General features: G+C 61.0%; 13 protein-coding genes and 1 riboswitch. Of the genes, 2 read left to right on the top strand and 11 right to left on the bottom strand.

All coding sequences use genetic code 11. From position 1 onward, the window contains the following. Window positions 1-111: 111 nt before the first annotated feature. On the bottom strand, window positions 112-1,116 hold the full coding sequence (gene ltaE, locus DLD99_RS21565; protein ID WP_114884914.1) for a low-specificity L-threonine aldolase: 1,005 nt from the start codon (window positions 1,114-1,116) through the stop codon (window positions 112-114). A 197-nt stretch (window positions 1,117-1,313) separates the two neighbouring features. Continuing rightward, a riboswitch (FMN riboswitch) is annotated at window positions 1,314-1,485 on the top strand. Window positions 1,486-1,587: 102 nt separating this feature from the next. On the opposite strand from ltaE, the gene DLD99_RS21570 reads away from it, so the two are divergent. Beyond that, window positions 1,588-2,097 carry a 6,7-dimethyl-8-ribityllumazine synthase gene (locus DLD99_RS21570; protein ID WP_114884916.1) on the top strand — a complete coding sequence of 170 codons (510 nt, stop codon included), beginning with the start codon at window positions 1,588-1,590 and terminating at the stop codon, window positions 2,095-2,097. A gap of 120 nt (window positions 2,098-2,217) precedes the next feature. On the opposite strand, the gene astE is transcribed toward DLD99_RS21570, so the two are convergent. From astE to DLD99_RS21605, 7 genes are all read right to left on the bottom strand, one after another. Next, window positions 2,218-3,228 carry a succinylglutamate desuccinylase gene (astE, locus tag DLD99_RS21575; protein WP_114884918.1) on the bottom strand — a complete coding sequence of 337 codons (1,011 nt, stop codon included), beginning with the start codon at window positions 3,226-3,228 and terminating at the stop codon, window positions 2,218-2,220. A gap of 12 nt (window positions 3,229-3,240) precedes the next feature. Next, window positions 3,241-3,531, bottom strand: a complete 291-nt coding sequence (locus tag DLD99_RS21580) for a hypothetical protein (RefSeq protein WP_064598799.1) — start codon at window positions 3,529-3,531, stop codon at window positions 3,241-3,243. 61 nt (window positions 3,532-3,592) lie between these two features. Beyond that, window positions 3,593-4,939 carry an N-succinylarginine dihydrolase gene (gene astB / locus DLD99_RS21585; RefSeq protein WP_114884920.1) on the bottom strand — a complete coding sequence of 449 codons (1,347 nt, stop codon included), beginning with the start codon at window positions 4,937-4,939 and terminating at the stop codon, window positions 3,593-3,595. A gap of 73 nt (window positions 4,940-5,012) precedes the next feature. Beyond that, window positions 5,013-6,482, bottom strand: a complete 1,470-nt coding sequence (gene astD, locus DLD99_RS21590; protein ID WP_167443800.1) for a succinylglutamate-semialdehyde dehydrogenase — start codon at window positions 6,480-6,482, stop codon at window positions 5,013-5,015. After that, window positions 6,479-7,504: an arginine N-succinyltransferase gene (gene astA / locus DLD99_RS21595; protein WP_027612638.1), complete on the bottom strand. Its 1,026-nt coding sequence runs from the start codon at window positions 7,502-7,504 to the stop codon at window positions 6,479-6,481. Before astA ends, astD begins: the two co-directional genes overlap by 4 nt. A gap of 51 nt (window positions 7,505-7,555) precedes the next feature. Then, on the bottom strand, window positions 7,556-8,575 hold the full coding sequence (aruF, locus tag DLD99_RS21600; RefSeq protein ID WP_114884924.1) for an arginine/ornithine succinyltransferase subunit alpha: 1,020 nt from the start codon (window positions 8,573-8,575) through the stop codon (window positions 7,556-7,558). Between the two features lie 131 nt (window positions 8,576-8,706). Next, complete coding sequence (locus DLD99_RS21605) at window positions 8,707-9,927, bottom strand: aspartate aminotransferase family protein (RefSeq protein ID WP_114884925.1); 1,221 nt, start codon at window positions 9,925-9,927, stop codon at window positions 8,707-8,709. Between the two features lie 304 nt (window positions 9,928-10,231). Between DLD99_RS21605 and DLD99_RS21610 the strand changes: the two genes are divergently transcribed. Continuing rightward, complete coding sequence (locus tag DLD99_RS21610; RefSeq protein ID WP_114884927.1) at window positions 10,232-17,962, top strand: dermonecrotic toxin domain-containing protein; 7,731 nt, start codon at window positions 10,232-10,234, stop codon at window positions 17,960-17,962. A 49-nt stretch (window positions 17,963-18,011) separates the two neighbouring features. On the opposite strand, the gene argR is transcribed toward DLD99_RS21610, so the two are convergent. From argR to DLD99_RS21625, 3 genes are all read right to left on the bottom strand, one after another. Then, window positions 18,012-18,992 carry a transcriptional regulator ArgR gene (gene argR, locus DLD99_RS21615; protein WP_085709719.1) on the bottom strand — a complete coding sequence of 327 codons (981 nt, stop codon included), beginning with the start codon at window positions 18,990-18,992 and terminating at the stop codon, window positions 18,012-18,014. A gap of 111 nt (window positions 18,993-19,103) precedes the next feature. After that, a complete protein-coding gene (locus tag DLD99_RS21620; RefSeq protein ID WP_003227281.1) occupies window positions 19,104-19,868 on the bottom strand; it encodes an ABC transporter ATP-binding protein in 765 nt (254 codons plus the stop codon). A gap of 23 nt (window positions 19,869-19,891) precedes the next feature. Then, window positions 19,892-21,004 (bottom strand): succinylglutamate desuccinylase/aspartoacylase family protein, encoded by a 1,113-nt coding sequence (locus tag DLD99_RS21625; RefSeq protein WP_114884929.1) that lies wholly within the window; start codon window positions 21,002-21,004, stop codon window positions 19,892-19,894.

A 21,004-nucleotide genomic window follows, 5' to 3' on the forward strand; every position in this document is an offset into this window, starting at 1 on the left:
TACGAAACGTCAACAGACGAAACGACGGCAAAGGGCCGCATTATATCGGCCCTGCGCGCGGGGTACAGCGTGTTTATACGATAGAAACAGTCAATTGAGGGGCTAACGCTGTCACTTGCGCGAAAACTCGACGAATGTCGCGATCACTTGCTCGATTTGCGAGCGATTGACATCCATGTGCGTGACCATCCGCAGACGGGCGGCAGCGCTCAGTTTGATCCCGCGCTCGGCGGCAAACGCCTTGATCGCCTCGGCACGGTCGCCCATCTGCACGTAAACCATGTTGGTCTGCACCGGTTCGACGGTGAAACCGGCCTTGCGCAGGCCTTCAGCCAGAAACTGCGCGTTGGCATGGTCATCCGCCAGACGCTCGACGTTGTGATCCAGCGCATATAATCCTGCCGCCGCCAGCAATCCGGCCTGACGCATGCCGCCGCCGACCATTTTGCGCAGGCGCCGCGCCTTGCCGATCAACTCGGCCGAACCGCAAAGCACCGAGCCGACCGGCGCGCCGAGTCCTTTGGACAGGCACACCGACACCGAATCGAAGTATTGCGTGATTTCCCGGGCATCAACACCAAGCTTGACGGCGGCGTTGTACAGCCGCGCACCGTCCAGATGCAGCTGGAGGCCATTGTCCAGAGTAAATTTGCGTGCCCGGGCCAGATACTCCATCGGCAACACCTTGCCCTGCATGGTGTTTTCCAGTGCCAGCAGGCGGGTGCGGGCGAAGTGGAAGTCGTCAGGCTTGATCGCCGCTGCCACCTGATCCAGGTCCAGCGAACCATCGACCTGCACCTCCAGCGGCTGCGGCTGGATCGAACCGAGCACTGCTGCGCCGCCACCCTCGTACTTATACGTGTGCGCCTGCTGACCGACGATGTACTCGTCACCGCGCTCGCAATGGGCCATCAAGCCCAGCAGGTTGCTCATGGTGCCGGTCGGGACGAACAGCGCCGCAGCAAAACCCAGCCGTTTTGCCAGTTCAGTTTCCAGACGATTGACCGTCGGATCTTCGCCATACACATCATCACCGGTGGCCGCCGCGGTCATCGCGTCGAGCATGGCGGGAGTCGGTTGGGTGACGGTGTCGCTGCGAAGATCGATAACGCTCATGAACCTGGCCTCTGGTCAGCAGGGGAAATCCCTTTTCGTAGAGGAATTACTGCGGGCATGGCGCGGATTAATCAACCCTCGCGCAAGGAAAAGTCGTTTCCACGCTTCGAAAAATCCGATGGCAATCATCACAAAGGCGCAATGCACAGCCCGGCAATCTGTGTTAAAAACGCTGCGCCGCCCGATAAAGGGCGGCGAAACGTTCTCAGGGCGGGGTGCAATTCCCCACCGGCGGTAATTGCGCGCAATGCGCATAGCCCGCGAGCGCTTGGTGTCAGGCACGGCAAAAACCGTGAACGGCGGCAAGGTCAGCAGATCCGGTGTGATTCCGGGGCCGACGGTCATAGTCCGGATGAAGAGAGAACGGGATTGACGCCAAAGGGCCGTCCGCCGCGTTCGCGCGAGCGTGCGTACCCTTGAATCCCTTTCGATTCATAACGCCCTGTTTTTCACACAAACAGGAGTCAGAACATGCAACCCACCGCTATCGACAGCAAAAGCAAACACACTCACGGCGAGCGCGTCGCGTTCATCCAGGCCTGCTGGCACAAGGAAATCGTCGATCAGAGCCGTAAAGGCTTCCTCGCCGAAATGATCGCCCAGGGTTATCAGGAATCGGACATCGATTTCTTCGAAGTCGGCGGCGCCTTTGAAATGCCCCTGCACGCCAAGCTGCTGGCCAAGACCGGTCGTTATGCCGGCATCGTCGCGGCAGCCCTGGTAGTGGACGGCGGAATCTACCGTCACGAGTTCGTCGCCCAGTCGGTGGTCAGCGGCCTGATGCAGGTTCAGCTGGAAACCGAAGTGCCGGTGTTCTCGGTATCGCTCACCCCGCACCACTTCCATGCCGGCGAAGAACACTACAAGTTCTTCTTCGAGCATTTCGTGCACAAGGGTCAGGAAGCGGCGAAGACTTGCGCGGATACGCTGCAGAAAGTGCGTGCATTGCGCCGTACCGAGCCGCGTGCTGTAGCGGTCTAAGCATCATAAAAACTGTGGGAGCGAGCTTGCTCGCGAATGCGATCTGACAGTCAACATCAGTGTTGAATATCAGATCGCATTCGCGAGCAAGCTCGCTCCCACATTGGTGATACGGTGCTATCAGGCAAGATTTTCGTCAGTGGTCGGCACGATCAGAATGCCTGCCCGCAGGCCGTTCTTGACCTTGGGATTGGGGAAGATAATCCGCGCGCCCTGCTCTTCGATGATCCAGCGGGTATTGGCCAGGTCTTCGGCCAACACATAACCCACATCCAGTTCCGAAAAGTTTTCGATGTCCGCCGGCAGGTTCAGGCGGAACGAGTCGCTGTGCTTGATGATTTCCCGCGCCACGCTGAACAGTTGCAGGCCGTCCAGGCCATGCTCGGCCATCTCCGGCTCGGTGCCTTCGATGATCTGCTTCAGACGGGTTTCCAGCAGCGACACATTGACCCCGGCGTTCTGCCCGAACGGCCGTGCCTTGCCCAGCTCCAGCGTAAAGGATTCGGCGCCGAGCTTGTCGTAGGTGTAGGAACTGAAGACGATCGACGGTTTGTTCTGCAACAGCACCGCCTCCATGCCGGCGGCGCGCAGGCGGGCCAGCTCCAGACGGGAATGCTGACGACCTTCCTTCCACGGATACAACGCGAACTGCTCGATCTTCGAACCGCGAATCGCAGTGTGCAGATCGTAGTGCAGTCGCTGACGATCCGGCACGCTGAAGAAGCTCGCGGCCAGGCGTTCCAGCTCGCAGGCGCGCAGGGCTTCGGAACCGCTGCTTTGTTCGTGACGGCCGTTGAACAGCCGATTGACATCCTGCTCGATGAAACGCTCGCCCTTGCGAATCGCTTCCGGGTTGCCGAACAGGAACAGAATGCGTGCGCGCGGCTTCAGGTCGCCGCGGGCGATGTCATGCAGCAGCCGGTCGAGCAATTCGATCGGTGCCGTTTCGTTGCCGTGGATGCCTGCCGACAGCAGCAGGTCCAGGCCATTGTCGCGCGCTTCGGGTGGCCGGACTTCCAGCGCACCCTCACTCAGCCAGCGCATGCGCACGCCTTCGACAGTCAGTTGAGTCTTCTCCGCCGGTTCGCGGCCGGCGAGGGTCAGTTCAAGCAGTTTGCCGAGGGCGAGCATAGAGCGGTTTCCTTAGTGGTCGTGGTTGCAATCCGGGCCGTGCACGTGGCCGTCATCGTCGCCGAGGTCAGCCGGTTCCATCTCCAGTTGCAGACTTACCAGATTAGTCGCCAATGGACGCAACAGCAGGTTGGCGTACTCTTCGTCGCCTTCCTCGACATCTACGCCGATCAGCAATTGGCCGCGGCCGTCCTGCTGGATCCACAGCTCTTTGCCTTGCCACATGACCGCGACGCGGGTGCAGGAAGTTTCCAGTTGCTTGCCGTCGGTGTCTTCAAGGATCAGCCGCAGGGAATCGCTCATGTCTTTTTACGCTCTGTTGGGGAGACAAGCCGCGCGCCGCGCTCAGGCGGCGCACCGGCCATCAATTGATCTGGAATGGATAAACCGCGCCCAGTTTAAGGATTTGCGTCAGTTCATCCAGTGCCGTCCGGCATTCAAGCAGCAATTGCGGATCCGCCAGGTCGCTTTCGCTCAGGCGGTCGCGATAGTGCTTTTCAACCCATGCGGTCAACGAACCGTACAACGGGGCGGTCATGATAACCCCTGGGTTGACAGCCGCCAGCTCGGTTTCATTGAGCGCGACGCGCAGACGCAGGCACGCCGGGCCACCACCGTTCTGCATGCTCTGCTTGAGGTCGAAGACCTTCACTTCGCGGATCAGGCCGACGGAGCTGGTCAGGCCTTGCAGGTAATTCCACACGCGCTCGTTGCCACGGCACTCTTCCGGCACGATCAGCAGCATCGAACCGTCAGGACGCGACAGCAACTGGCTGTTGAACAGATAGGAACGCACCGCGTCGTCCACGGTAACCGCTGAACGCGGCACGCAGACCGACTGGAACTTGCCGCCGACCTTGGCCAGTTTGGCTTGCAGTTCGGCCAGCATGTTCTCGGTGTCGAGGAACGCGTCCTCGTGATAGAACAGCACCTCGCCGTTGCCCACCGCGATCACGTCGTTGTGGAACACACCCTGGTCGATCACCGCCGGGTTCTGCTGAGCGTAGACCACACCGTCGTCACGCAGGCCGTGCAAACGGGCGACTGCTTGCGATGCTTCGAGGGTCTGACGCGCCGGGTATTTCTGCGGCGCCGGGTAACGGGTGTCGAACGCACTGCGACCGAACACGAAGAACTCGACACCGGCCTCGCCGTACTCACGGCAGAAACGCGTGTGGTTGGCTGCGCCTTCGTCGCCGAACTGCGCCACTGCCGGCAATGCGGCGTGGTGAGCGAAGTGCTGCTGGTCGGCGAACATTGCACCCAGTACGCGACTGGTGGTCGGGTGCTCGATGCTGCGGTGGTATTTGCAGTTCAGGTTGGCGGCGGTGAAGTGCACGCGACCGTCAGCGGTGTCGGCACTCGGGCTGACCGTGGCGGCGTTGGCCACCCACATGCTCGACGCCGAGCAACTGGCGACCAGCAGCGGCATCGCTTCTTTCGCGGCGCGCTCGATTACCTGAGCGTCGGTGCCGCTGAAACCCAGACGGCGCAGAGCCGCCACGTCCGGACGTTCCTGGGGTGCGAGAACGCCCTGCTGAAAGCCCATTTCCATCAGCGCTTTCATTTTTGCCAGGCCTTGCAGCGCCGCTTCCTTCGGGTTCGAGGACTGCTGGCTGTTGCTCTGGGACGCAACGTTGCCGTAGGACAGACCACCGTAGTTATGGGTCGGCCCCACTAGACCGTCAAAATTGACTTCAAAGGATTTCATCAGCGAGGCTCCACGAGAATCTGTTTTTATAGGCATCAAATAACAATCGAGTGCAATCGAGGCAGGACGCGCCTCACGCCATCTTCACGCCAGGCGTCAGGGCCGCCGGCAATACCAGGCTCGGAGTTTCCAGCGAGGCCACCGGGTACGCGCAGTAATCCGCCGCGTAGTAGGCGCTGGCGCGGTGGTTGCCCGAAGCGCCGACACCGCCGAACGGCGCGCTGCTCGCAGCACCCGTCAGTTGCTTGTTCCAGTTGACGATACCGGCACGGCTTTCCAGCCAGAACTGCTGGTAGCGTTCTTCGGAATCCGACAGCAGGCCGGCGGCCAGACCAAACGCGGTGTCGTTGGCTTCGGCAATCGCCGCCGCAAAATCGGCGTAGCGGATGACTTGCAGCAACGGGCCGAACAGTTCTTCGTCGGAGCGATCGGCAACCGCCGTCACATCAACGATGCCCGGGGTCAGCAGCGCCGACTGGGCCTGTGGTTGAGTCATTGCCAGCAGCGAAACAGCGCCATTGGCCAACAGATGCGCCTGGGCATCCATCAACGCTTTCGCCGCGCCGAGGGAAACCACCGAGCCCATGAACGGCGCCGGCTGCTGATCGAATGCGCCGACCTCAATGGTCGAGCTGACTTCCACCAGACGCTTGAGCAGGCTGTCGCCCCACGCGCCTTGCGGCACCAGCAGACGACGGGCGCAGGTGCAGCGCTGACCGGCGGAAATGAACGCCGACTGAATGATCGTGTACACCGCCGCGTCGAGGTCGGCGACCTGATCGACCACCAGCGGGTTGTTGCCACCCATTTCCAGCGCGAGGATCTTGTCCGGACGCCCGGCAAACTGCTGATGCAGGTGATTGCCGGTACGACTTGAACCGGTAAAGAACAGACCGTCGATGCCCGGATTCGCCGCCAGAGCAATCCCGGTTTCCCGGGCGCCTTGCAGCAGGTTCAGCACGCCGGCCGGCAGACCGGCTTCGATCCAGCACTTGACCGTCAGCTCGGCGACTTTCGGGGTCAGCTCGCTCGGTTTGAACAGCACGCTGTTACCGGCCAGCAGCGCCGGCACGATGTGGCCGTTCGGCAAATGGCCGGGGAAGTTGTAAGGGCCGAACACCGCCACCACGCCGTGGGGCTTGTGGCGCAACACGGCGGTGGCGTCGCCCAGCGGGCCGCTCTTCTCGCCGGTACGTTCGCGGTAGCTCTGCACCGAGATCGCGATCTTGTTGACCATGCTGGTGACTTCGGTCGCGGCTTCCCACAGCGGTTTGCCGGTTTCTTCACCAATGGTGCGGGCCAGTTCGTCGGCGTGTTTTTTCAGCGAGGCGGCGAACGCTTCGAGCACGCTGATGCGGTCTTCGAGCGTGCGACGGGCCCAGCCCGGGAACGCCTGACGCGCAGCCTGCACGGCCGACTCGACCTGAGCGGCGGTAGCGCCCTCCCCCGACCACAGCACTTGCTGGGTCACCGGGTTCAGCGATTGAAAGGCCTCGCCCTGACCGGCCAGCCACTCACCTGCGATGTATAGCGAATTCATTATTTCGACTCCCGGGCAGCAGACAACGCCACGGCGCGAACCTGATCGCCAGCGTTGAGTTGAAGACGTTTGGCGGTCAGCGGATCGACCACCAGCGTACCGGCGGCCAGACGGGCCGGCGCAGCCGTGATGCGGCAGTCTTCGCGTTTGCGGTTATGGATGATGAACGGCGTGGCATCGTCGCCCGGCGTGCCGATGGCCAGCACCAGCGCCTCGCTGTCACGCACTGCGCGGATCTTGCTGGTCTCGCACTCGATAGCGGGACCGGCGTCGAAGATGTCGACGTAACCCTGGTAGCTGAAGCCTTCGCTCTTGAGCATCGCCAGCGCCGGCTCGGTGTCCGGGTGCACCTGGCCGATGACGTTGCGCGCGTCCGGCGACAGGAAGCAGGTGTACAGCGGAAATTTCGGCATCAGTTCGGCGATGAACGCCTTGTTGCCGACGCCGGTCAGGTAATCGGCCTGGCTGAATTCCATCTTGAAGAAGTGACGGCCCAGGCTCTCCCAGAACGGCGAACGGCCCGCTTCATCGGAGACACCGCGCATCTCGGCGATGATCTTGTTGCCGAACAGTTCAGGGAATTCGGCGATGAACAGCATCCGCGCCTTGGACAGCATGCGACCGTTGAGGCCGGTGCGGTAATCGGCGTGCAGGAACAGCGAGCACAGCTCGGAGTTGCCGGTCAGGTCGTTGGCCAGGAACAGCGTCGGGATCTCGCGATAGATGTTCAACTCCTGCGAGGCGCTGACGGTCAGGCCGACGCGGAAGTTGTACCAAGGCTCACGCAGACCGACGGCGCCGGCGATGGCGGAAATCCCCACCACGCGACCGTTGTCGTCTTCGAGCACGAACAGGTAGTCCGCGTCGCCACGGCCGGCTTCACCGCGAAAAGTCTTCTCGGCCCAGCCGACCCGGTGGGTCAGGCGCTCTTCGTTGGCCGGCAAAGTGGTCAGGCCGGTGCCGGTGCTGCGGGCCAGGTCGATCAGAGCGGACAAATCGCTGCTGCGTACGGGACGAACAATCATGCTATCTCCTCAAACGGGCCGCCGTGGCCACCCGTGAAACTCGCTAAGGCGTTAAACCGCCACCAGGCGCACGCTGGCACCTTCACCGACGCCCAGGGCTTCGGCTGCTTCCAGATCCAGGGTCACCGGTTTGCCCGGTGCGTAATCCAGTTCCAGCAGTACCGCGCGGTAATCCTGCAACTGGGCATTGGCCACCAGATACTGGCGCCCGGCACCTTTGACCGGCTCACCGATCTTCACCGGCACCACACGGCTCTGGGCGATCGAACGGATCCCCGAGACACGCGCATGCAGGGTCGGGCCGCCGTCGAAAATGTCGATGTAATGATCGGTCTCGAAGCCTTCGCGCATCAGGATGTCGAAGGTGATCTGCGCACGCGGGTGCACCTGGCCCATCGCTTCCTGAGCGGAGTCCGGCAGCAGCGGCACGTAGATCGGGTAATGCGGCATCAGTTCGGCGAGGAACGTGCGGCTTTTCAGGCCACACAGACGCTCGGCCTCGGCGTAGTTCAGGTCGAAGAAATTGCGACCGATGGCGTCCCAGAATGGCGAGTCGCCATTCTCGTCGCTGTAACCGACGATCTCGGTCACCACCGAATCGGCGAAACGCTCCGGATGGCTGGCGACGAACAGCAGACGGCCACGGGAGTTGAGTTCGGCCCACGGCGAACCCACCAGCTCGCGCTGCACGTAGAAACTGGTCAGCAAGCTGTTGCCGGTCAGGTCATGGCATTGCGAGAGCACGTGAATCTTGTTGTGGATCTTCAGCTCGCGGGAAGCGTGCACGAAGGTCTCGTTGCGAAAGCTGTAGAACGGCTCGGAATAACCGGCCGACGCAACGATCGCCGAGCAGCCCACCAGTTTGCCGGTGGCGGTGTCTTCGAGGACGAAGAAGTAACTCTCTTCACCGTTGAAGCTCACTTCGGCGGCAAACGAGGCTTCGCTCGCGGCGATCTTGTCGCTCAGGCGTTCAACGTCATCCGGCAAGGAAGTGACACCAATCGGGCTGTCCGCAGCCAGACGCTCTACCTCGCCCAGATCAGCCATTTGCGCGGGGCGCATCACCAGCATGGTGTCACTCCTTTCTCTACTTCAGGTCGGCGAAAGCGCCGACTCGGGAAAAAAATGCCGGGCAGGCCCGGCACAGGAAATTTGTCCCGGCGCCTGTCGATGACGACAGGCACCGGGCGGTCTTACATGAATCAGGCTTGGGTCAGTTTCTCGGCAGCGCGCTCGAAGCGATCCAGACCGGCGTCGATGTCCGCGTCTTCAACCACCAGGCTCGGGGCGAAACGGATCACGTCCGGACCGGCCTGCAGAATCATCAGGCCTTCTTTTTCAGCGGCGTTGAAGATGTCCTTGGCCTTGCCTTTCCAGGCATCGCTCAGCACGCAACCGATCAGCAGACCCAGACCGCGCACCTGGGTGAACAGGCCGTACTTCTCGCCGATCTGTTGCAGACGGGTCTTGAACTTGTCGTGCTTGGCGTTGACGCCGTTCAGCACCTCAGGGGTGTTGATCACGTCGATCACCGCTTCAGCCACGGCGCACGCCAGCGGGTTGCCGCCGTACGTGGTGCCGTGGGTGCCGACGACCAGGTGCTTGGCCAGCGCTTCGGTGGTCAACATTGCCGCGATCGGGAAACCGCCGCCCAGGCTCTTGGCGCTGGTCAGGATGTCCGGAACCACACCGTAATGCTGGTAGGCGAACAGGTTACCGGTGCGGCCCATGCCGGTCTGCACTTCGTCGAACACCAGCAGCGCGTTGTTCGCGTCGCACAGTTCACGGGCGCCTTGCAGGTAAGCCAGCTCGGCCGGCAGCACGCCGCCCTCGCCCTGGATCGGTTCCAGAACGACCGCGCAGGTCTTGTCCGAAACAGCGGCCTTCAGTGCCGCCAGATCGTTGTACGGCACGTGGGTGATGCCGGTGATTTTCGGGCCGAAACCGTCGGAGTACTTCGACTGGCCACCAACGTTCACGGTGAACAGAGTACGGCCGTGGAAGCTGTTGAGCGCAGCGATGATTTCGTACTTCTCGGTGCCGAAACGGTCGAACGCGACACGACGGGCCAGCTTGAAGGCGGCCTCGTTGGCTTCGGCGCCGGAGTTGCAGAAGAACACGCGCTCGGCAAAGGTGGCGTCGATCAGCTTGTGCGCCAGGCGCAGGGCCGGCTCGTTGGTGAACACGTTGGACACGTGCCACAGCTTGTTCGCCTGCTCGGTCAAGGCACCGACCAGCGCCGGATGCGCGTGGCCCAATACGTTGACGGCGATGCCGCCGGCAAAGTCGATCAGCTCGCGGCCGGCCTGATCCCAGACGCGGGAACCGGCGCCACGCACCGGAATGAAAGCGGCAGGCGCGTAGTTGGGAACCATAACCTGGTCGAAATCGGCGCGTTGTACCGCAGCGTGCTCAACGGACATCGGAGTCTCCTGATGAGGGCCACCCGCCTGAAACTGGCGAGCGATGGGGGGATTGTAAGGACAGTTTTGTGCCCGGCCTTGTCGCCAAGCGACAACTTCTTATAGCGCAAACCCCGGATTTTCCCGGGTTTACGGCAATGCGACATATAGCGTCGCAAAGGCGCAGTTTAAACCGTCGCCGACAATTGCAGCAGCTCCAAGAGCATATCAATTGGCATGTACCGGCCTGTCATACATATGTACCGCATCCACCGCCGAGATCTCTGGTTTGCTGACGGTTTCCCGACCTACATGGACAGACTCGATGCAGGCATCCACCGAACAGATTGCAGCCCACACAGCGCTCAATCCCCCCGAGCACTACGAACCTCTCAGAAACGCTTTCCCGGAATGGCTCGGCAAAGCCTCGGGCGTACGCCGCCAGGCCCTGAAGCACAATCGCCGCACGCTCACCGACAACCTCAAGAAAGCTTCAAAAACGCAGCATGCTGAATTGAGAGCCCTCATCGCCCAGCGCATGAGCATGCAAAACACCATCGACCGCACGCTTGAGCATCTGCAGGACACCAGCGCCTACGCCGAGCCGATCCTGACCCAGGCACTGAAGAGCAGATTCGGTCTCGACCTGGATGTCAGGAACACATTCCTGCACCTCTACATCCCGGTGACAACGCCCGGGTTCCCGATCACCACCGGCAGTCGAACCTGGACGGTGTCGCTGCTCGATGCAGCGCTGCACAACTTTGAAGAAGACGAAACCGAAGCTGACGCTTACTCCAGCGAGTCGACTTTCACTACCAGGCCATCACCGTCAGGTCAGTTCGAAACCCTGCCGCAGATAAAGGCACGCATGGGCATCGCGGCGTTCACCCGCCTGTGCCGGGAACTGGACATCGGTGCCCGCTACAAGTCGTATCTTGAAGAAAACCTCGTCATCGACGACCCCGTCGCCGGCGCGACATTGCGTCAGCGCATCAACGCCAGTGAAAAGATCGCCATCCAGGCCGCCTTGCAGATGGCGCAAATGAATGGCGATGTCAGCGAGTTGTACGCACGCCTGATTGGCGGTTTGCTCGACGATTTGCAAGGCATGCGAGTCAATGGCCAGGCGCTGCTTTGCCATGATCTGAGCATGATGTCGTCGAAGCTGACCGGCATCGTTCTCTTCGCGCCGGATCTGCAGCAGGCACGCACCCCGGTCAGGGTGGTGGCCTATGTGCCGGACGACCCCGAGCATCCGCTCAAGGAGTATGCCTCGACCGCAGACATGATGCGCGAACTGACACGTCAGCTGCGCAACCCGGAGTATCAGAAATTCTTCAGCCGCTTCGTGGCCCATGACCAGCGCGGGTACTTTTTCGCCGACCTCGGGCAGCGTCTTAGTCGGGTGAAATGGCACCCTTCGGAATCCGGCAGCTCATTGCCCGCCTGGCGCGACACGCCCGTCGACAAGCCCAACCTGCAATTTGCCGTCACGCCCATCGAGGGCCGACTGCTGGATCAGCTATATCAACGAAAGCTGAACAAGATCCTCAATGACGCGGCAACGATCGCAGTCCCGACGGCCACGGTCGATCGCAACGCCCGCTGGGCGACATGGGACGCCTTCACCCGGATTGCCTCTTCGATTCTTGAAATCGCCTCGTTCCTGCTGATGCCCTTCGTCCCCTTTCTGGGCGAAATGATGATGGCGTACATGGCCTATCAGTTTCTCGACGAAGTATTCGAAGGGGTCGTCGACTGGGCCGAGGGGCTGAGCACAGAAGTTGCCGAGCACATGTTCGGCGCACTGGAAGCACTGATCCAGCTCGGAGCCTTCGGCATCGGTGGTGCCATCGCCGTCGAGGAGCTGCCGAAAATCCTGCCTGCGGAGCTCATCGCACTGATCGACCGCTTCCAGCCCGTGAAACTGCGCAATGGCAAGACGCTGTACTGGAAACCGGATCTGCAGCCGTACGCACGCCAGATTCAACCACCCAAGGGGTCCGGGCCCGACCCACAAGGACTGCACTTGTACCAAGGGAAAAGGCTGCTCCCCATCGACCAAAGTCATTACGAAGTCAGCGCTCACGAGCACCCCGGAAAACTGTATCTCGAGCATCCGACCCGCGCGGACGCCTACCGCCCCATCGTGCGTCATAACGGCGATGGCGCCTTTTACACCGAGCTTGAACGACCACTCGAGTGGGACACCGCGACGGCATTGCAACGCATCGGCCATAGCGTTGAAGCGTTTTCACCCGCCAAACGCGAGCGGATCCTCAAGGTCAGCGGTTATCCGGAAGATGCACTGCGCAAAATGCACGTCAACCAGGAACGCCTGCCGCCGTTGCTGGCCGACAGCATCCAGCGCTTTCGGATCGATCAGGACCTGCAGGACTTCATTGACCGAATCGCCAGCGACAGACCCGAGGAATACCTGAATGCGGATCCGCTGATCCAGCTCCAGCTTCTCAAGGAACAGAATCTGTGGCCGGCCAACAAAAGGCTGCGATTCATCAACGAGCAAGGTGAAATCGCATGGCAATCCACGACCGATCAATCGCTTCCTCTGACGGAGCTCCGCCAGGACAGCCTCGCCGAGGGTGACCTGCTCAAGACGCTGCTCCAGACCCTCGACGAACCGGAAATCAAAACGCTGCTCGGCGAAGAGTTCGGCGAGCGGTACGCCATCGATGCGCGCACCCGCAAACTCAGAGCCATGCTTGCACAGCTCGCCCGACAGCAGCGCCCTTCACTTTTCGCGGCACGCTATCAGGCGCTGCAACAGAGCGTTGACCCCTTGGCCAGGCATGTGGCTGTGCATGCACCGCAACTGCCCATCAGAATCACCGAAGAACTGCTGAGGACCGCGACCGGTTCAGAGCTGAGGGAGATCCGCTGGGGACGCTGGCCCGAACGGCAGCAGGCCCTGACAGATCAGGCCAGGCACGAGCTGCGCATTACCCGTGCCTACGAGGGGCTTGAACTGGACTCGGTGCACAATCCCGATTCCGACACCCTAGCCCTGCACAGCCTTCAACAGTTACCGGGCTGGCCAGCAGACGTGCATCTTGAAGTCCGCGCCCAATCCCGTGAAGGCCAGTTACTTGACAGCACCGGCCCTGTCGAAGCGCCCGTGCGCAAAGTGCTGGTCCGCAAGTCCGATGGGCTCTGGCAGCCACACGACGAACAGGGACTGGAACTGCTGGGAACCACCGACTTCTACACGGCTGTCCTGCAAGCCTTGCCGGACGCGCAACGGCAAGCCTTGAACCTGCAGATCGGCGAAGGCGCAAAGCTCAGGCAAGCCATCCGCGACAATCCGCTCCCCCGCACCGAACTGCGGCTGGCGATCTTGCCCGACCCTGCCCCGGCACCTGCCGTGGATGCCTTGCGATTGCTGGGTGCCGATGGTTACACACGCAACGCACCGCCAGCCCTGCAAGCACCTCGCACGCTGGATAACCGGATCAGACAGATCTACCCGAGAATGTCCGAGACCGATCGGCTCGCCATGGCCCGGCGTCTTGAAAACCACCCGGTCGGAGCAATCGCCGAGCTGTCCCGGCTTCAGCTTGAATACGCACAACTTGATAGCGACCTCAATCAATGGATATTCGACCTCCCGGATATCAGCACGGCAGACGGCACCCGATTCCCGGATGAACAGCGGATGGCCGCCATCCGGGATCGCCAGATGTTCGCCCACGCGCTGCGTAACTGCTGGCGCAGAGAGATGAGCGGCCTCAATGGTTACGAAATGCGCTTTTCGCAGCCGATCGTGGGCGATCTGCCCGCCCTGACAGCGGACTTTGGCCACGTCGTCGAGCTGGAGCTGATCGGCAATAACGAGCCTGGCGCCGTGAATACCTTTCTCGAGCGCTTTCCGGGGCTGGTACGCCTGGATCTGCTCGATTTCGACCTGCGCAATCTGCCGCAGCGCATGACGAACCTCCCGCAACTGCAACAGCTGACGCTGCAAAATTGCGGTGTCGTCCTGACACCGGGAAACCAGTCGCTGCTGTCGTCACTCAACGGGCTGACCGCACTGAATCTGGAAAACAATCCGCTGAGAGTGACGTTCGATTTCAGCGTTTTGCCAAACCTGACTCACTTGAATCTTTCCAGCACTGGAATCTCCGAAGTCCCGCCGGGACTTCTGAACCATCCTCGCCTCATCAGCGCGTGGCTCAGCGACAACCAGATCACCACGCTCCCCGATCCTTTTTTCCAGCGACCTGCCGCCTCTACCGCCGGATACGATTTTTTCGGCAATCCGCTTTCCAGTGCGACCCGGGAAAAAGTGAAGATCTATTACAACCGGACCGGCAGCGATCTGGGAGTTCGCCCCGAGCAAACGGAAATAAGCCGGACCAAGGCACTGTTTACCGATCTTAACGACCGACAGGCCAGCGAACTGATCTACAGCCTGCCGGGCTCGCTGGCGCAAGGCCGACTTCAACTGGAGCGATGGGAAAGCGAAATCACCCGGCTGACCGCCGACCTGGCGACATGGGCGCGGAACACGCCGAATCGCAATCCATCCACAGGGGAGATGCTGACACCCCAGGAACATTCCAGTCAGTTTTACGAGCGGGAAATATTTGCCGGAAGGATTGAACGACTATGGCGCCACCGCTCGACCGCACACCAGCTGACAAGAGCGGACGTCTTCTCGGCGCAAGCCACGTTCATCGGCGACATGCCCGTGCTGACGGCAGATTTCAACCACATCACGACGCTATCCCTGAACGGAAACAAACAGATAAATGCCACCTCTGCCTTCCTCCAAAGCTTCCCCCGATTGAAGCGCCTGATCCTGCATGACTTTGCACTGGATCATCTGCCGCAGACACTCAACGCCTTGCCCATGCTTGAGACGTTGCTGCTCAAGAATTGCGGTGTGAGGTTCACTGGCGAGCTACAGATCGCACTGGCGTCAATGCGCGAACTTGAATCGCTCGAGATGCCGGACAACCCGCTGGACAACACACCCGATGTCGGCAGCCTGACCGAACTGACCTACCTCGATATCTCTCACACCGGCATCAGGCATGCGCCGACCGGTCTGTCCGGGCACCCGAAACTGCGAACGGCCATCGTCAGCGACAACCGGATCAGCGAGCTGCCCGAAGCCTTGTTTGAAATGCCCGCGCCGGCCAGCGAAGGGTTCGATTTCTCCGGCAATCCATTGACCGCCGATACTCGTGAAAGGATCAAACGTCATTCCCGGGAAACCGGTGTGGATTTCGCGGTACTCGCCGAGCAACCGGACATCGAAGCCACCCAGGCCCTGTTTCCCGCCCTGGATATCGAAGAGGCCAGCGATGTGTTTTATGGCTTACCCGGCAACCTGGAGCATGGGCGCGGTCAACTCAGGCACTGGAAAGCGGAATTCGAGCAACTCACCGCCGATCTGGCGCAATGGAAAATGGCGATCCCCCAGACGCATCCTGCCACCCAACGCCCGTTCACTTCTTCGGAGTTCCTCGCAGAACACTCAGCCAGAACAGCCTTTGCCGAACGACTGCAGGCCCTATGGCGTGCCCGATTACCGGAAAACCCCAGGCAACGAGGCGACTCATTGGTCGCCAACCTGGCGTTCAGCGGGCAGCTGCCAAGTCTGACAACCGACTTCGGCTACATCCGCATCCTTTCACTCACGGGCAATCCGGCACTGAGCGACCTTGACGGGTTTCTTCAGCCTTTCCCCACTCTGCATCATCTGGAACTGCGGGATTTCAGTCTTGGGCAAAACCCGCTTTCAGCCCTGCACATTCCCTCTCTGGAAAGACTGATTCTGGAAAACTGCGGCTTGACGTTTACCCCACAAAGCCACGTGACCCTGTCATCACTTGACGCCCTTCAGTACCTGAATCTGAACCGAAATCCACTGGGGCAATCGCCCAACCTCAAAACGCTACCGGCGCTGCTTCAACTGCATATGGTCGACAGCGGCATTTCGAGCCTGCCCGACGGCCTGTTCGACCATCCTCGTCTGCTCGCAGCCTTTTTCGATCGCAACCAGATCAGTGAACTGCCCGACATCCTCTTCGAAGTCGACGCCCGTCCACCCAGACAGCTCAGCCTTGCCGACAACCCGCTTTCACCCGCCATGCTTGAGCGAATCAAGCGTTGTTACCGGCAGTTCAGGTTGAACTTTGGCGTTGCGATGCCTCGGGAGGACATCGAGCGAGTCCGCGAGCTGTTCCCGTCTCTGGACGATGATGACGCCAATCGAGTGCTGTATCTGCTGGAAGGAAACATCAATGACGGCCGGTTGCAGATCGAACGCTGGGAGGCCGAATTGCAGCAGTTGGAGCAAGACCTGGAACAATGGGTAACCGATATTCCGGAACGCTATCCGGCCAGTGGCCTTGTATTGACCGAAAGCGACCGCGCCGCAGAGTTCGCCAGCCGTACGACATTTCGCCTGGAGCTGGAATCGTTCTGGCGCCAAAGGTCTGCGGAAAACCCGGAATCAAGAGCTGCAATCCTCAACCTGGACCCGGGATTCATCGGTGAGCTGCCGGCCTTGAGCGCAGACTTCGCGCACGTCACGGCACTGTCGATCATCGGCGATCACCAGTTACGGTTGGGCACGGGGTTCCTGCGCGGCTTCACCGGTCTCGATTCGCTTGAACTGGGCAACCTGGCACTGTCAGAGATTCCGCAGGCGCTGACCGGAATGCCGGACCTGCGACAACTGGCTCTGAGTCACTGCAAAATCGTACTGGATGACCAAGGTAGCGCCGCGCTGCATTCGCTGAAGCAACTGGTCCGGCTCGATCTCTACAGCAATCCACTGGGCCGTTCGCCCGACATCCGCAGGCTGCCGTCTCTGGAGTTTCTCGACCTTTCGAACACCGGAATTTCCAGTCTTCCTTTAGGTTTGCTGGAGGCACCAGGACTGGAAACGGTGATCCTCAGTGGCAATCATCTCACCGAGCTCCCCCCGGAACTCTTCGAGCTGCCCGCCTCTGTCACCAACGGCTTTGACTTCGGCAGCAATCCCCTGAACGCGCCCACCCGGGAGCGCATCAAGACCTACTATCGCGAGACCGGGGAAAACCTCGGTGTACTGGCCGAACCGGCAGACATCGCACGCACCCAAACACTCTATCCGGCGCTGGATGATGAACAGGCCAGCACGCTCATCTATCAGCTCGAAGGTTCACTGGCCGATGGCCGCAGAGAACTGGCCCGCCGGGAAGCGGAACTCCGCCGGTTACTGGGCGAGCTGGCCACCTGGGAAAGCGATATACCGGACCATCGCTTGCCCGGCCAGCCACTCACACAGGGCGAACGCCTGACGGAGGAACAAAACAGAACGGCATTCAGCGAAGCGCTGCTGTCCTGCTGGCGCAGAATACCCGTGGAAGGCTCGGACACTGGCGATCACGATTTCACTTTCCGGCTACCGATCCTGGGCGAACTGCCGACACTGAGCGTCGGCTTCGACCATATTTCGGACCTGCATCTGGTCAACACCCGCGATGACTCGCCACGGATCGGGCGATTTCTCGAGGCATTCCCTCAGCTCGTCAGCGTCGACATTCAAGGCTATGAACTGACCGGTATCCCCGAGGCCATCTTCCGGATGAAGCGGCTCAGCACCCTGAGCCTGCCAGCGTGTGACCTAACCCTCTCACCGCGGGACGTCGCAGGGCTGGCGAGCCTGGACAACCTTGATCTGCTGCACCTGCATGACAATCCACTCGGGCTGACACCCGACCTCAGCAATCTGCAAGGGCTGACCGATCTGGATCTGAGCTCCACCGGCATTCGCGAAATTCCGAAGGGTGTACTCGATAACTTCAACTGGATGGAGCTGGATCTGTCAGGCAATGAAATCAGCGAAATGCCGGACGAACTGATGGAGGTGCCGGCGTATGTCGGTGATCGCTACGACCTGCGCGGCAATCCCTTCTCCGCTCAGGCCATGCAGCGAATTCGGGCTTATTACCAGGAGACGGGCATGACGCTGAACGTTGACGGCGTACTCGAGCATCCCCCGGTGCGCGGTCGCCCCAGTGTCGAAATCGAGGATTAACAACGCGTGAATCAACAGCGCCATGAAGCATGGCGCTGTGCTTGAAGGATCAACCGCGCTCGGGCGGCACCGACGACAGTTCGAACGGACTGCTGCTGCGCCGCTGGTTGCGGTCTTCCCGCGGCGTGGCGCCGAAGAAGTTGCGATAGGCGCTGGAGAAATGCGGCCCCGAGGAGAAGCCGCAGGACAGGCCGATCTGGATGATCGACTTGCTGGTCTGCATCAACATCTGCCGGGCCTTGTTCAGGCGCAGTTCCAGGTAGTACTGGCTCGGCACGCGGTTGAGGTATTGCTTGAAAATCCGCTCCAGCTGGCGACGGGACACGCACACGTGCTGGGCGATTTCGTCGGTGGTCAGCGGCTCTTCGATGTTGGCTTCCATCAGCAGCACGGCTTGCGTGAGTTTTGGATGGCTGGAGCCGAGGCGGTTCTGCAATGGAATGCGCTGACGCTCGCCGCCTTCGCGGATGCGCTCGACCACCAGCTCTTCGGAAACCGCACCGGCCAGTTCCGCACCGTGATCGCGGGCCAGTACCGCCAGTAGCAAATCGAGTACCGACATGCCGCCGCACGCCGTCAGGCGATCGCGATCCCAGTCGAACAGATGACTGGTGGCGATGACCTTCGGGAAGCGTTCGGCGAAATCGTCCTGCCAGCGCCAGTGCACCGCCGCGCGGTAACCGTCGAGCAGACCGAGTTGCGCCAGCGGATACACACCGGCCGACAGACCGCCGATCACACAACCGGCGCGCACCAGTTGTTTCAGCGCGCTGCTGAGTGCCGGCGCCAACGTCGTCGGTGGCTCGTCTGCGAGCAGGAACAGTTTCTGGAAGTTTTCGAGCTTGCCGGCCCAGGGCTCGCCGGGCAGTTGCCATTCGCCCTCGGTCGGTGCTTCGGCCTGCAGGAACGACAACTCGTAAACCACGTCCGGATGCACACGCTGGGCAACACGCAAGGCCTCCTCTGCCAGCGCCAAAGTCAGAGCTTTAGTGCTGGGCCAAATCAGGAAACCAATTCGATGGGCAGTCATGGCGGGCGATCCGAAACGTAAACAGAGGGAAAAACCGAAATCGGCTGCAACCAAATTAGACCATCTGGCGCGCTGCGCAGCATGACCTAATTTGGTGCATAACGGGAGCGATTACTTGAGGCTGCCCGAGAGGAATTGTTGCAAACGTTCCGACTGCGGATTGACCAGCACTTCACGCGGGTTGCCGCTTTCTTCGACGACGCCTTTGTGCAGGAACACCAGCTGGTTCGACACTTCACGGGCGAAGCCCATTTCGTGGGTCACCACCACCATGGTGCGGCCTTCCTGAGCGAGGGCCTGCATGACTTTCAGCACGTCGCCGACCAGTTCCGGGTCGAGGGCCGAAGTCGGTTCGTCGAACAGCATCACTTCCGGCTCCATCGCCAGCGCACGGGCGATTGCCACACGCTGCTGCTCGCCACCGGACATGTGTCCCGGGAAAGCGTCTTTACGATGGGCCACGCCGACCTTGTTCAGGTAGTGCTCGGCTTTCTCGCGGGCTTCGGCCTTGGACACACCCAGCACGTGAACCGGCGCTTCCATGATGTTTTCCAGCGCGGTCATGTGCGACCACAGGTTGAAATGCTGGAACACCATCGACAGGCGCGAACGCATGCGTTGCAGCTGTTTCGGATCAGCGGCTTTCAGCGCGCCGTCCTTGTTTGCCACCAGTTTCAGCTCTTCGTTGTTGAGCAGGATCTTGCCCGCGTGCGGCTGCTCGAGCAGGTTGATGCAACGCAGGAAAGTACTTTTGCCGGAGCCACTGGAGCCGATGATGCTGATCACATCACCGGCGGCCGCTTTCAGGGAAACGCCCTTGAGCACTTCGTGACTGCCATAGCGTTTATGCAGGTCTTGGACTTCAAGTTTGTACATGCGGTCGGTTCTCACAAAAACAGTCAGTCGTTGAGCAAAGGGCCGTCGCGCAGCGCATCGCGCCCCGCCACTTTGGCCAGCCAGAAACCGGGTTGGGCGTAACGCAGCCGCTCAATGGCAAACAGCACCCCGGACGTACCAGCACACACCGTGCTGACCCGATCCGACAGCGGATCGATCACTTCAAAAATCTTGTCACCGGCCTCAACCCACTCGCCGGGTTTGCGCAGAAAACTCACCACGCCGGGATGCGGCGACAAGAGCAGTTCAGTGCCTTCGAACGGCATGCCTTCGCACGGCTCGCGCACAGCGCTCGGCCACTCGCCACGGATCAGGCCTTGTTCGGCGAGGAACGCCAGAATGCCTTCGGCCCAGGCTTCGGCCTGCGCAGGCGTGGTGTCGGCCTGACCACCCAGTTCAACGGTGGTCGCCAGGCACGCCAGTGGAATCTGCGCGTCCGGGAACAGGCGCGACAGGCGCAGCCATGGCAGCGAACAGGCTTCATCGAACGAGCTGCCGCCGGAATCTTCCGCCAGCAGGCCGACTTTCACATCCAGGTGCGCGGCGAGCGAACGCCACTGCGGCCAGTGCTGCGGCAAGGCATACATGTGCAGCGCGGCTTCGCAGTCGCAATGCAGATCCAGCACCACATCGGCAGTCGCGGCGTGTTGCAGCAGGATGCGCTGCATGCCTTGCAACTGGCTGCTGGCCTCGGGCAATGCGGCCAGATGATCGGCCATCGCCTGACGGATCAGACGGATGTTGGCATGCGGATCATCACCGAGTTGTCCTTCAAGCTCTGCGGCCACCGGGGCGCTGAGCTCGACGAAATCACGGTTGAAATTCTTTCCGCTGCCGGCCTCGAAGCGGCCCTGATGGTTGCCTTGCAGCAACTGGCCAAGACCCAGCGGGTTGGCCACGGGCACCAGTTCGATGACGCCGTTGAGCAGGCCTTTTGCTTCGAGTTCGCCGAGGCGTTTTTTCAGTTCCCAGGCGGTGCGCATGCCGGGCAGTTCGTCGGCGTGGAGGCTGGCCTGGATGTAGGCCTTGCGCTCACCGCTACCGAAGCGAAAGACCGAAATCCGGCGCTCGCTGCCCAGGTGGCTCCACGGCAGAACGTGGTCGATGCGTTCCAT

The sequence above is a fragment of the Pseudomonas kribbensis genome (assembly GCF_003352185.1).
GTDB lineage: Bacteria > Pseudomonadota > Gammaproteobacteria > Pseudomonadales > Pseudomonadaceae > Aquipseudomonas > Aquipseudomonas kribbensis.

Bases quoted from the DNA above. Each gene is read 5' to 3' on its own strand.
- DLD99_RS21625 (WP_114884929.1), bottom strand. From the start codon at position 21,004: ATGGAACGCATCGACCACGTTCTGCCGTGGAGCCACCTGGGCAGCGAG.
- DLD99_RS21620 (WP_003227281.1), bottom strand. From the start codon at position 19,868: ATGTACAAACTTGAAGTCCAAGACCTGCATAAACGCTATGGCAGTCAC.
- astB (WP_114884920.1), bottom strand. From the start codon at position 4,939: ATGAAATCCTTTGAAGTCAATTTTGACGGTCTAGTGGGGCCGACCCAT.
- astA (WP_027612638.1), bottom strand. From the start codon at position 7,504: ATGATTGTTCGTCCCGTACGCAGCAGCGATTTGTCCGCTCTGATCGAC.
- ltaE (WP_114884914.1), bottom strand. From the start codon at position 1,116: ATGAGCGTTATCGATCTTCGCAGCGACACCGTCACCCAACCGACTCCC.
- DLD99_RS21605 (WP_114884925.1), bottom strand. From the start codon at position 9,927: ATGTCCGTTGAGCACGCTGCGGTACAACGCGCCGATTTCGACCAGGTT.
- argR (WP_085709719.1), bottom strand. From the start codon at position 18,992: ATGACTGCCCATCGAATTGGTTTCCTGATTTGGCCCAGCACTAAAGCT.
- DLD99_RS21570 (WP_114884916.1), top strand. From the start codon at position 1,588: ATGCAACCCACCGCTATCGACAGCAAAAGCAAACACACTCACGGCGAG.
- astE (WP_114884918.1), bottom strand. From the start codon at position 3,228: ATGCTCGCCCTCGGCAAACTGCTTGAACTGACCCTCGCCGGCCGCGAA.
- DLD99_RS21580 (WP_064598799.1), bottom strand. From the start codon at position 3,531: ATGAGCGATTCCCTGCGGCTGATCCTTGAAGACACCGACGGCAAGCAA.
- aruF (WP_114884924.1), bottom strand. From the start codon at position 8,575: ATGCTGGTGATGCGCCCCGCGCAAATGGCTGATCTGGGCGAGGTAGAG.
- DLD99_RS21610 (WP_114884927.1), top strand. From the start codon at position 10,232: ATGCAGGCATCCACCGAACAGATTGCAGCCCACACAGCGCTCAATCCC.